We start from the raw sequence: 12075 nt of genomic DNA on the forward strand, positions 1-12075 counted from the left end.
TATACTGACGCTCTCAGGTGGGTTCGATGCAGGCTCCATCTACCGGCTTCCACTATCCCGGCTCGCTGTTTGATCCCCTGAACACCTACTAGTCCTGGTCAGCGCGTTAAGATCTTCTTTTTAGTTATGCCCAGCATACACTATCTCCCCATGCGTGTCAAGCAAGGGTTTAGCTTGTTCAGAAATAAGCCTGTACCCATCGCAATCCCACCACGACCCCGACGCCAATCAGCATCGAGAGCAAGATATTGCGTGTGCGTATGGCGATAAATATAGTTGCCAGGGAAGCACCTACTTCAGCAAAGCCCGCAGTAAATACAGTGGGTGCGACAATGGACACAAGCAGGGTTCCTGGTAGGATATTCACCCATGCCTGCAATTTCTTTGATAGTGGCAAAGAGCTCATAAGCCATACCCCACCGGCTCGCGTCGCGTATGTAATTAAAGCCATCCCCAGAATGGTGAGAACTGATGTTAGATTAGTCTGCATGACGTATGACTCCTACAGCACTGCCAGCGAACGCGCCCAGCAGGATATACCACGTTCCAGGTAACAGGTGCGCGCTCACCACTGCAACTAGCGCCGCCACAATCCAGGGAAGACTATCCGCTTTGCCTTTCCAGACACCAACAAGCAAGGTGAGAAAGACCGCCGTAAAGGCAAAATCGAGTCCCCAGTGTGCCGGATCAGTAATCCCTTCTCCTATCCACCATCCTAGCGAAGTAGAAATGAGCCATTCCACAAAAAGAACCACACCACTCCCCAACAGAAAGGCAGCGTCACGGCCTCCACGCGCGAATTCGTTCATGGTTAAAGCCCAATTTTCATCAGCTAGAAAAAAAACGGTGAGCGCAACTTTAAACGGAGGTAGACGCGAGAGCCAGGGATGAAGTGTTATCCCTAATAGGAGATTGCGTGCATTTACCAGCAGAGTCGTTAACAGGATGGCTTCAAAGGCAAATGGCATATTCCACAGGCTGAGAACCGCGAATTGGGCAGAACCAGCATAGACCAGTCCACTCATTAACAAAACTTCGAGCATACTAAGATGGCTTTGACGGGCCAGAATGCCAAATATAAGGCCATAAACGCAACCACCAATCGCCAATGGCAATGCCCTTTTCATTCCAGCCAGTGCGCCAGCATACCCAAAATTGACAGGAGTTTGCGCCGCAAGGGTATTCCTGATGGTATCAGTTTCTGACATAGCCACATTTCCTCTCGTCGGTAACCAGTACGTAACGCCATAAAATATATTGATACCATTACGACGAAGAGAAGAATAGAAAGGTAACGGGGTGCAGTTCATTTTTTTGCACAGGTATGCGCCCCATGGAAAAGACCACGTAGCTGCGACCCTCAGCGGTCGTTTGCCACCACGCTGCGGCGGGTGGCAAACGACCACTGAGGGTCGTAACTACGGGAACGTGTTCGTGATGAGGAGCGGGATCACTGGAGGATGGTTTTTCTTCTCATGGCTGCGCTTGCCAAATAATGAATGACACCCATCAGGAGTTTCCCTGATAAAAAATCAGGTAGTATTTTGCTGTTGCTGAGTCTATAATAGGAACAGAATTATCGATCTATTACAGACAGACAAGGATAGTGCATCTTTACACTATAAGCTCAGGTATATCTGCTGTAAGCGATGCGGGCTATCTTTACCTGTACTATTCAGGAGCATATTCGCAAACATGAAAAAGTTGTTTGGCGTCCTTATAGTTCTCAGTTTCTTTACCGTGATTATTTCTGCTTGCGCGGTTGGCGGAAATACGGCGACCGGCCCTAATCCAGTACATATGGATAGTATGAGCTTTACTTCGCTCTCAATCACGATCAAAAAAGGTGAAGTCGTTACTTTTATTAATGATGGCGCCTCACCGCATACTGTCGTTAATGGGACCTGGAATGATGGGACTCAGAAACCAGGAGTTGAGGCGGGTGCACCCAAAACAAATATTCAGGTTGATGGTTATGGCAGCGGCACCGTAGGCCCATTCAATACTGCCGGTACCTTTCAGCTTTATTGCACGTTACATCCTGGCATGAAGATGTCTGTCGTGGTCAAATAAGCCCGAGCGCGACACATAATCTAAGGAGCAATCTCTTTTATGAGAGATTGCTCCTTATTTTTATATGGCTACAGGATATTTTCCCCTACTGCACCTGACCCTATGGCTGGCTGGCGACATTGGCAGGAGATTGTACCGGTGTCACGCTCGGAGTAGGAGTCGCGATCGGCGGAACAGGCACAGTAGGAGTCCCGGTTGGGGTTGGGGTTGCGGAGGGGGGCACGTTACCGGTGGTGGCTGTACCATTGATACCATCACGGGCAATGTTATAGACATCGGGCGAACCAAGTCCTGTGGTTAGATCGTAGTTGGCGGCGGCAAAATAATACAGATTATTGCCGCTGGTCACGTCATGGAATGGCGCATAGGTTTGCGTATTGTTGGCAAGCTGATAGAGTAGTGGATTCGCCCAACCAATACGCTGCTGTCCATGCTGCTGCAAAAATTCATTGATCAGGGCGGCACTGCCAGCCCATAAGGGGGCTGCCGCGCTGGTTCCACCGATGGTTACATCGCCCGATGTCGGACAGCCTGAGGCCGCAACGGTACAGTAAACGGCATAACCGGACTGTGGATCCGCGTCGGCGGCTACGTCTGGTACCTGGCGCATTCCGTTGCTATACTGATTATCTACTCCCGGTCCTACCTGCCAGGCTGGTTTGCTAAAAGTATTGCTGAGACCACCACCACTGCCGGCTCCATTGGGGCTACGCTGGGTATCGTTGGGGCCGCTCCATGCAGACTCACTCCCATAGGTGCCTCCGTTGCCAAGTTGGAGATTAGTGCCACCTACGCCGGTAACATAAGGATCACCAGCAGGCGAGTCAACCGAGAGTGTCTGGTCATTGCAATCATAGGCACCAGAATCTCCTGAAGCGGCAAAGATCGATATACCCTGCGCCGCTGCTTGTTTGAAAATGCCGTCCAGCGTTTGCAGTTCCGCTGCTCCAGACTGGGCCTCACACTGTCCCCAACTGACCGAGACAAGCTGGGCCTGATTATCAGTCACAATGCGATTATAGGTATCGTTAACGCCTGCGGTACTGTTGGGACCTTCGTAGATTAGTTGTTTGGCTAGCGGAGCAATCTCGTTGATTACCTGGATGTCTAGCTCGGCTTCGATCGCGCCCGCGCCCGCGGAACCGTCAAAGCCATCCACCAGCACATTGGTCAGATCCGGCTGCGGCAGATTATGTTTGGTAGCAAACTGACTGATATCAGCGGGCTGATAGCCATCTAGTTCAAACACAGCCACTGTCTGGCCTTTTCCCTGGATGCCAGCCTGATAAAGAGGATTGATATCATAGGCTCCCGCCAGTTCAGGCTGGGCAAAGCCAGCTCGTGGCGTAGGAACGCGCTGGGATAATGGATGCAGTTGCACACTGTTATCCAATCCTCCTACGGACAGGATGAGCGCAGATAATGATGCAGGAATCGATGGTGCATGTTCATTGGCATAGAAGGTGCGTTTGCCAACTTGATAGGTATGCAGTGGCACCTGAAAGGTGGTCTCAACTTGTTTCACGCTCCCGTGGGCATTTATCAACAGACCATTAGGCGCAACATTATCCACCGTCAATCCTTGATTGTTCAAATAATCCACCACCTGTTGCTGCTGTTCATGCGTTGGACTGAAGCGCTCGGCAAATTGCTGTGGCGTTAAAAATTGACGATAGTGAGTAGAACTGGGATTATAGATATCCTGTAGCAGCTGTGACAACTCTTCTTGATGCTGCAACTTCAAGCCAACCGAGAGCTTCATAGTCTGCTGGGCTTGCATGTCTCCCACCTTTTTAGCCTGCTTTACCAGTGGGACGGTCTGTCCTACCATTGGTACCCGCTGATTAGTCTGGGCAGACGCCATCACCGACATTCCAACAAGTCCTGCGCCCAGGACAACAGCCGCAACCACCCACAACCAGAGCATTTGTATTAATCGATGTTTCATCCATTGCTCCTGAAAACAAAAAAACATACATTACACTAAATGTCTTCATAGCGCGTCTATAGGCATGCACCCGTTAACTATGGGCAGCGGCTGCGCTACAACAATAAAAGACAGGTATTAAAGAAGAGCAGGTTGCTATTCATGAGAATAAACGTGCCAGAAATGCAGCTTTGAGTTTTTTGCAGCAAAGCAACCAAAATGGCTAGTATTTAGTTGATTTTTACGGTAGAATAAAATAAGTAACTGTCGTTACATTTTTTTATCTGGGTTGGAGGAAAGGGGAAAGAAGACAGATCGTTAGATGCAAGTAGACGAGACGAATCAAGCAAACATATCGTATTATAGATAATGCCCAGAAATAGTTGAGCCGTAACATGTATGCAGGCAAAAAAATTTGCCATGGCGTATAATTGAAGCTCATCATTGTATTTTTTTGAGAGGAAAAGCCACGGCATGGCCACAATCGTCTTTAACGAGATTACCAAGCGGTATGCGGGTACAGAGGCACCAGCCGTTGACAATGTTAGTTTTGAGGTACCTGAGGGAAGCACCTGCATGCTGGTAGGCACCTCCGGTTCAGGAAAAACAACGTTGTTACGTATGGTCAATCGCTTGATTGAACCAACTTCTGGCGCAATCCTGCTGGAAGGCAAGAATGTCCTGGACGAAAACCCAATAGAATTGCGTCGGCGCATCGGCTATGTAATTCAACAGGTTGGTCTTTTTCCGCATATGACTATCGCGGAAAATATTCGTATCACAGCCGATATCGCGGGCGGCTGGGACAAGCAAAAGATTAATCAACGCATCGATGAATTGATGGATCTGGTTGGTCTTCCTCCTTCGGAGTATCGCAAGCGCTTCCCGCGCCAGTTATCGGGTGGACAACAGCAACGTGTTGGCCTGGCCCGTGCGCTGGCGACTGATCCTGCCATTTTGTTGATGGATGAGCCATTCGGGGCTCTGGATGCGATTACACGAGCACGTATGCAAGATGAACTGTTGCGCATTCAACGCGACGTACATAAAACCATCTTGTTTGTGTCACACGATATTGAAGAAGCCTTTAAACTGGGTGACCAGGTTGCCGTGATGTCTCAGGGCAAGCTAATCCAGTTGGGGACACCGGTTGAGCTGCTGGCCAGACCCGCCAATGAATTTGTCAGCAAGCTGGTTGGGGCCGATAATATTGTACGCCAATTACAGTATCTACCTATTGATGGTACCCTGGATAACCGGCCGGAGGCGGTATCTTCAGCCCACTGGGGAGACGTTCCGACGATTTCAAATCAGGCAACGCTATTCGATGCCCTCTTGAAACTCCTCGAAACAAATGCTCCAGCCCTCGCCGCCGAAGATCCTCAAAGCCAGCAACGTACAGGATACGTGACACTTTCCAGCATCAATAAAGAAATCTCCCAGTTACGTGGAGAGCAGTCGTCACGTGCTGAATCCAGAATCTAGACATAATTGGTTTTAGCCCTGGATTAAAGGAGTTTTATGAAGTACTTGCTGAGTGCTTATAACTATGATTTGAGCGATCCGACCAGCATTCCTAATCTGGCCTTGCAGCATCTCTATCTGGTTGGATTGACGATGTTAATTTCATTAATTATCGCGATCCCGGTAGGCATCCTGGTGGCGCGTAATCGCTGGCTCTACACACCTGTGATCACGTTTACCGGTGTGCTCTATAGTATTCCAGGTATCGCTTTGATTGCTTTGCTGATTACTGTTCCTATGTTTGGATTGAGTATTGCGACGATTATTGTACCGTTGGTGGCTTATACACAACTGGTATTAATCCGCAATACGGCCGCAGCGATTAATGGCGTTGATCCATTGCTGCTGGAGGTCGGAAAAGCCATGGGCATGAGCCGCTGGCAGTTGCTACGCCGGGTCACATTGCCGCTGGCCCTACCAGTGATTATCGCGGGTATACGCATCGCGACTGTAACCACGGTAGGTACCGCCTCACTGGCCTCGCTGGTTGATGAGGGAGGATTAGGAGATCTGATCTTCAAAAACCTGACCAGTTTTGATGAACAGGCAATCATTGCCGGAGCAATCCTCATGAGTTTGTTCGCCGTTCTTGCTGACCTGATCCTGCTGGGAGTCCAGATACTCCTGAGCCGAGGACGTAGCGCGACCGCGGTTGCATAGGAGAAGAAACCATGAGTGATTTATTGCATTTTATCAATGATCCAGGCAACGCCTTTGCAGACCATACATTGACGTATCTAAAGATTTGTGGCGTCTCGATCCTGGTTGCGATCATCATCGGGGTGGTACTGGGCGTGGCGGTTGCACGTAATGCCATTCTTGCATTCGTGGCTGTAAATTTAAGCGGCTTGATGCGTGCCGTACCTGTGATCGCTTTTTTGATCGCCGCACTTCCGTATCTGGGAGTCGGCTTCACGCCAACTGTGGTAGCATTAATCGTCCTGGGTATTCCACCAATTCTGTTAAATACCTATACAGGTATTCGTGGCATTGATCCTGCCATGATCGATGCGGCACGTGGAATGGGGATGACCCAATGGCAGATTATTAGCAAAATTCAGACACCGCTAGTTCTGCCAATTATCGCCGCTGGTGTTCGCACTTCATCGGTGCAAATTGTCGCTACGGCCACGCTGGCCGCCATTATTGGTGCTGGTGGTTACGGTGAATATATCATTGATGGCTTGAACAGATTAAATAATGTCTCGATTCTGGCTGGTGCTCTTCCGGTAGCGCTACTAGCCATTATTGTTGAGTTGTTTATGAGCTGGCTACAACGTATCCTGACACCAAAAGGATTAAGGAAAGTCGCTCAAGCCAGTTAAATTCTCTTTGGACATCGTGTGTGCCACCTGTGACGCGCAGCCGGTCCATTGACTTTCATTGTGTTGTCTTACATTTTCAGGAGGAAACATGCCTTCATTATTACGCTCATTACGAGTTAAAACTTTATTTGCCCTGGCCTGCGTGCCTTTATTGCTCTTGTCCGCCTGTGGCAATGCTGGTAATGGTGGCGGCACCACGACCGGTGGCGCCAACAACGCCAACGCTAACGTCTCTCTTACCGTTGGCGGTAAGCTGGATGTAGAGTCCCAGTTGCTCACCAAACTCTATACCCTTGTCCTACGCGATCAGGGCTTCAAAGTAAATGAGAAACCAGCCTTTGGTAATAACACAATTGTCTTCCAGGGCATTAAAAGCGGCGCCATTGATCTGTATCCAGAATTTACGGCCACTGGACTGGATGCCTTAAAGAAGACATCTACGCTGGATGATCAGAAGGACTATGATACCGTAAAAGCTGGCTTTAAAGATCAGTTCAAGATTGACTGGCTGGATTACTCCCCACTCAATGATACCTACGCGATCTGCGCTAAAGCCGATAACAGCATGGGACTGAAGAGCATCTCGGATCTGTCATCGAAAGCCAAGCAGATTACCTTTGATCTGCCTAGCGATAGTGCTTATGTGATGGATTACCTGAAAGCCAAGTATGGTCTGACCCTGGATAGCTTTAAAGCGACCCACAAAGTTGACTATGCTATCGGCTTCAAAGAGGTTGCTGGCGGACAGGCGGATGCCGCCTTCTGCTATTCCAGCGATAATGGCATCAACATCAACAAACTGGTTGCATTACAGGATGACAAGCACGCTTTCCCAGCCTACCATCCTGCTCCAATCGTGCGTGATAGTGTCTTGCAAAAATCTCCTGCTATCAAGGATGCATTGAATGCTCTGGCTCCAAAAATCACGACCGAGGCCAGCCTGCAATTGCAGAAGGATGTCGATACCAATGCCGCTCAGGGTATGTCCAAGGCGAAAGCCATCACGGAAGCCGCCACAAAGTTCCTGAAAGACCAGGGTCTTTGTAAAAACGGCTGTAAATAACCTATTCCCATTTCAATCCGGATCGCCCTCTCTTTCTAGAGGGCGATCTTTTTTTGGGAATGTTTCTGCCGGTTCAGTGGTTGTATATTAACGGAGTACATGACGAAGAATGATCATTGTACTCCTGTCTATTTAAGCAAGGTAATACAGGAGTGTCGTATGCGTTTAGGATTACAAGTTCCAAGTTTTACCTGGTCAGAGAATCAGGCCGCGTTGGGAGATACGTTTGCCACGATCGCTCAGCGAGCGGAGCGGGCAGGTCTCTATAGTTTATGGGTGATGGATCATTTCTTCCAGATTCAGATGGTTGGACCAGCTGAAAATGAGATGCTGGAGGGCTGGAGCGCGCTGGCTTTCGCGGCTGGTCGCACCAACCATATCAAACTGGGTACGATGGTCACAGGCGTCACCTATCGCCATCCCGGACTGCTCGTTAAAACAGCAACCACCCTGGATGTCCTCTCAGGCGGTCGGGCCTATCTGGGTATCGGGGCCGCATGGAATGAGCAAGAACATAAAGGCCTGGGCGTACCGTTTCCTCCACTGGCAGAGCGCTTTGAACGCCTGGAGGAAACCCTACAGATCGCGCACCAGATGTGGGCCGGTGATGATAAAGCATTTAATGGCACCCACTATACACTGGAGCGCCCTTTAAATTCTCCATTGTCGATCCAAAAGCCTCATCCTCCAATCTTGATTGGTGGTACAGGCGAAAAGAAGACACTGCGTATGGTAGCCCAGTATGGAGATGCCTGTAACATCTTTGCTCGTATTGGTAAAGATGAGCTCCAGCGCAAACTCGGTGTGCTACAAAATCACTGCCAGACCCTTGGTCGTCCTTATACAGACATCGAAAAGACGACGCTGGATGTTATCCATCTAACCAAAGATGGCCGCGACAACACGCTGTCTCCTAATGCCGCGATCGACATGTTTGCCAGCCTGGCCGAACAGGGCATCGATCAGGCAATCTTCAGCATGCCAAACGTGTCCGATCCAGAACCCTTTGAACTATTGGCCACACGCATTGTACCTGAAGTAGAAAAGATCAAAGTAGCCGGTCGCTAGTTGTAATCACGTACTCTAGTTGTAATCACATACTAAGGAGGAGCCATCGATGGCCACATGGACAGAATTGAGCGCCACTGAAAAGGATTTCGTGTTACGCTTACGGGTTGCCCGCCTGGCAACCTCAGATGAGCATGGAAGCCCGACATTGGTGCCTGTCTGCTATGCCTTCGATGGCTCCTCGTTTTTTACGCCACTGGACCAGAAGCCCAAGCGCGTCCCTGGCACGCAATTGCGCCGTGTTCACAATATTACGGCACGCCATGAAGCCAGCCTCCTGATCGATCAATATAGTGACGACTGGAGCCAGCTCGGCTATGTGCAGATCTATGCCTACGCCGAACTTATTTATCCTGATCATCCCCTTCACTCACCAGCCCTAATCTTACTACGTGAGCGCTACCAACAATATCGAGACATGAAACTCGAAGATGCTCCCTTTATCCACCTCGTTCCACAGCGCATCCGCTCCTGGGGTATTCCCGCACAACAGGTATAATTACACAGTTCCAACGCAGCTGGCAAAGTATAGCAGTTTGACGTCGAAGCTTTACTGATGCATAATAGATTGGCTTATTGACCAGAACAGCTAAAGCTTCAGGAGGTCCATCTATGTCTGCGATCTATAAATATCCGCGTACACCACACCTGGAGGGTTCTGGCTTGCAAAAAGGAGACGAAGATCTGGCGATCCTGCCCTTTCGTAGTTTACTGGGTAAGCAACTGGTCATCGAGGAAAAAGTTGATGGAGCCAATAGTGCCATCAGCCTGGATACCAGTGGTCAACTCCTGCTCCAGAGTCGTGGACATTATCTGACCGGCGGGCCACGCGAAGCCCAATTCCAGCTCTTGAAAACCTGGGCCTACAGCCATACAGCTGAATTCTGGGAAGTGCTAGGTGAGCGCTACATTCTCTATGGAGAATGGCTCTACGCCAAACATACCGTCTTCTATACCGAACTCCCCCATTATTTTCTGGAATTTGATATCTATGATAAGCAGACAGAGACATTTTTAAGTACCGCACAACGCCGTAACTTGCTAGATCAACTACCATTTGTAGTCTCGGCCAGAATCGTCTATCAGGGACAGCTACAAAGCCTGCAACAACTTCAAGACCTGTTGACGCAATCACCCTATATTGGTGATCGCCACCTTGAAAGACTACAGGAAATATGTCAGCAGAAACAGTTACGCGCCGATCTCGCGCTTAAAGAGACGGATCCCAGCATCCTGATGGAGGGTCTGTACCTGAAAGTGGAGGATGAGGCTAGTGTCAGTGAGCGTTGGAAATATGTGCGCTCCAGTTTTAAGCAGGCGCTCACTGGCTCGGAAAGTCATTGGATGAATCGTCCGATCATCCCTAACCTTTTACGCAAAGATGCGACTCTCTTCTAGTTATGGCGGTATATAGCTTCTTTTGCTGATATCTCGCGCCCAATACATCTTACTTCAGGCTTCCACCTGGAACGAATGGACAGTATTCCGGTGAAGCAAACCGAACAACGTGTCGATGTGAGGGCGATCATGATCGTAAACAGGGACATTGACGTGGGCGGAGGAGATGGCAACTCGCAAGGGGATTGCCCTACATCTGTCGTTTTTCTTGTTTCATTGCTTCAAGGTGTAAAAAACGTTCATAATTGAAATAGAGAACAAAGGAACCTGGAAATGACTATTATAGGGCAATCCCCTTGCGGGTTGCCGTCTCCTCGCTCTATGTGAAGGTTTCTGGGCATGACCATGTTGGGTCTGAATGGTCGCTAAGTGAGATGTATTGCGCCTCACGCCTGTTTTTTATGTGGGAAGGACATGGCGAGAAGGCGCTTCGGAGCGCCTGCTCGCCATGTCCTTCCCATATAAATTAAAAATGACACTTAAGATGGGGGCACTATGTCACGTATACCTTATATGCTTGATAACTCGACAGAAAATGGAATGATTACGTTTCCATTTTGTCCACGACCGGAGCAGCAATGGTTTCTGGATTGGGAGGGGCTGCAGCGGCAATTTTCATGGCTACAGGTGATGGATGGAGTGCCTCAATATCCTGCGTATCATGCGGAAGGCGATGTGTTGATCCATACACATCTGGTGGTGGAGGCTATGGTGGCTTTGAATGAGTGGCGCAATCTGCCAGAAGAAGAGCGCAGTTTGCTGTTTGCTTCGGCACTGTTACATGATGTGGGTAAACCAGCCTGCACGAAAATTGAGTCCGATGGGTTGATTACGTCGCGTGGACATAGCCGCCGGGGCGAGTTTATGGCCCGACGTATGCTCTGGCTGGGCGAGGAACTAGCACAACCTGTGCCATTTGCGCAACGCGAGTATATTGCTCGCCTGGTACGCTGGCATGGACTGCCGCTGCAATTCTTAAATCGCGCACAACCGGAGAAGGCGGTCATCGAGGCCAGCCAGAGTATTCGTATGGATCATCTGGCGCTGCTGGCTGAAGCAGATGTGCGTGGGCGCATCTGTGCCGATCAGGCGGAACTGCTGGAGCGCGTTGAACTTTTTCGTCTGCTGTGTCAGGAGCAACATTGTTATACTGAGCCGCGTGCATTTCCTTCAGAGTATAGTCGTTTCGTCTATTTTCATAGCGAACAAGGATATCCTGACTATGAGGCATATGATGATACACGCTTTGAGGTCGTCTTGCTGGCAGGCTTGCCCGGCGTCGGGAAAGATAGCTGGCTACAACACAAATATGCGGATTGGCCGGTGATCTCGCTGGATAGTATTCGACGCGAACTCGGAGTCACGGCCGAAGATAATCAGGGACATGTCATTCAACTGGCCCGTGAACGGGCACGCGAATATATGCGCAAAAACCAATCGTTTGTCTGGAATGGCACGAATGTTACACGTTTACTGCGCCGTCAACTGATCGATTTTTTTATATCTTATGGAGCCCGCACCCATATTGTATATCTTCAAGCCCCTTATGACGTCATATTAAAGAGGAACAGTGAAAGGCACGCCAGTGTGCCCTCTTCTGTTATTAGCAAGTTAGCAGGAAAATTGGAGGTACCAGATATAACTGAAGCCCATCAGGTTGAGTGGATTACGACCTGACAACGGAAAAGTGGTTCGAC

At 49.5% G+C, this 12075-nt stretch carries 12 protein-coding genes; 9 read left to right on the forward strand and 3 right to left on the reverse strand.

Annotated elements, in window-relative coordinates:
- Window positions 1-178 precede the first annotated feature (178 nt).
- Both EL633_RS04805 and EL633_RS04810 read right to left on the reverse strand, forming a co-directional pair.
- Window positions 179-490, reverse strand: a complete 312-nt coding sequence (locus EL633_RS04805) for an AzlD family protein (RefSeq protein WP_126626101.1) — start codon at window positions 488-490, stop codon at window positions 179-181.
- Complete coding sequence (locus EL633_RS04810; RefSeq protein ID WP_161981951.1) at window positions 480-1208, reverse strand: AzlC family ABC transporter permease; 729 nt, start codon at window positions 1206-1208, stop codon at window positions 480-482. Before EL633_RS04810 ends, EL633_RS04805 begins: the two co-directional genes overlap by 11 nt.
- Window positions 1209-1695: 487 nt before the next feature.
- Between EL633_RS04810 and EL633_RS04815 the strand changes: the two genes are divergently transcribed.
- Window positions 1696-2073, forward strand: a complete 378-nt coding sequence (locus EL633_RS04815) for a plastocyanin/azurin family copper-binding protein (RefSeq protein ID WP_126626103.1) — start codon at window positions 1696-1698, stop codon at window positions 2071-2073.
- Between the two features lie 100 nt (window positions 2074-2173).
- Here EL633_RS04815 and EL633_RS04820 read toward each other — a convergent pair whose 3' ends face one another.
- Complete coding sequence (locus EL633_RS04820; RefSeq protein ID WP_161981952.1) at window positions 2174-4021, reverse strand: S53 family peptidase; 1848 nt, start codon at window positions 4019-4021, stop codon at window positions 2174-2176.
- A gap of 453 nt (window positions 4022-4474) precedes the next feature.
- Between EL633_RS04820 and EL633_RS04825 the strand changes: the two genes are divergently transcribed.
- The 8 genes from EL633_RS04825 to EL633_RS04860 all read left to right on the forward strand — a co-directional run bounded on the left by EL633_RS04825 (window position 4475) and on the right by EL633_RS04860 (window position 12055).
- Window positions 4475-5485, forward strand: a complete 1011-nt coding sequence (locus EL633_RS04825; RefSeq protein WP_126626105.1) for an ABC transporter ATP-binding protein — start codon at window positions 4475-4477, stop codon at window positions 5483-5485.
- A 36-nt stretch (window positions 5486-5521) separates the two neighbouring features.
- The gene (locus EL633_RS04830; RefSeq protein WP_126626106.1) at window positions 5522-6184 is read left to right on the forward strand and encodes an ABC transporter permease; all 663 of its coding nucleotides are present in this window, start codon (window positions 5522-5524) and stop codon (window positions 6182-6184) included.
- A gap of 11 nt (window positions 6185-6195) precedes the next feature.
- The gene (locus tag EL633_RS04835) at window positions 6196-6849 is read left to right on the forward strand and encodes an ABC transporter permease (protein ID WP_126626107.1); all 654 of its coding nucleotides are present in this window, start codon (window positions 6196-6198) and stop codon (window positions 6847-6849) included.
- A gap of 88 nt (window positions 6850-6937) precedes the next feature.
- On the forward strand, window positions 6938-7912 hold the full coding sequence (locus tag EL633_RS04840; protein ID WP_126626108.1) for a glycine betaine ABC transporter substrate-binding protein: 975 nt from the start codon (window positions 6938-6940) through the stop codon (window positions 7910-7912).
- A 159-nt stretch (window positions 7913-8071) separates the two neighbouring features.
- Window positions 8072-8980: an LLM class F420-dependent oxidoreductase gene (locus tag EL633_RS04845; protein WP_126626109.1), complete on the forward strand. Its 909-nt coding sequence runs from the start codon at window positions 8072-8074 to the stop codon at window positions 8978-8980.
- A gap of 49 nt (window positions 8981-9029) precedes the next feature.
- Window positions 9030-9479, forward strand: coding sequence for a TIGR03668 family PPOX class F420-dependent oxidoreductase (locus EL633_RS04850; protein WP_126626110.1), 450 nt, complete (start codon window positions 9030-9032; stop codon window positions 9477-9479).
- A 113-nt stretch (window positions 9480-9592) separates the two neighbouring features.
- Window positions 9593-10378 carry an RNA ligase family protein gene (locus tag EL633_RS04855; RefSeq protein WP_126626111.1) on the forward strand — a complete coding sequence of 262 codons (786 nt, stop codon included), beginning with the start codon at window positions 9593-9595 and terminating at the stop codon, window positions 10376-10378.
- Between the two features lie 495 nt (window positions 10379-10873).
- Window positions 10874-12055: an AAA family ATPase gene (locus EL633_RS04860; protein ID WP_246039082.1), complete on the forward strand. Its 1182-nt coding sequence runs from the start codon at window positions 10874-10876 to the stop codon at window positions 12053-12055.
- The last annotated feature ends 20 nt before the right edge of the window (window positions 12056-12075 follow it).

The sequence above is a fragment of the Dictyobacter alpinus genome (genome assembly GCF_003967575.1).
Lineage (GTDB): Bacteria > Chloroflexota > Ktedonobacteria > Ktedonobacterales > Ktedonobacteraceae > Dictyobacter > Dictyobacter alpinus.